This is a genomic window from Shewanella electrica, from assembly GCF_022321485.1.
GTDB lineage: Bacteria > Pseudomonadota > Gammaproteobacteria > Enterobacterales > Shewanellaceae > Shewanella > Shewanella electrica.
Map to the genome: position 1 here is coordinate 1 of NZ_JAKOGG010000761.1, position 237 is coordinate 237.

1 protein-coding gene is annotated in these 237 nt (G+C 53.2%); it reads left to right on the forward strand.

Annotated elements, in window-relative coordinates; translation table 11 throughout:
• A partial coding sequence (locus tag L9G74_RS22015; protein ID WP_238899070.1) for a DUF3784 domain-containing protein occupies positions 1 to 237 on the forward strand: 237 nt, incomplete at both ends.

Consider the following 237-nt stretch of genomic DNA (forward strand, 5'->3'; position numbering starts at 1 on the left):
CGTTCTTGATTTTGGCGATTGTCCTGTCAAAGGGAAAAGGCGCTGCCTTGCTGGCAGGCTATAACACGATGTCTGACAAGGAAAAGGCGCAGTATGATGAAGCAGCCTTGTGCAAATTCATGGGGAAAATCATGTATGGCATCAGCTTCTGCATCCTGCTGATGGGGACCAGCGAGCTGCTGGGGCAGCCGATCCTGTTGTTTGCAGGCGTGGGGCTGCTCCTTGGACTCGTTCTGT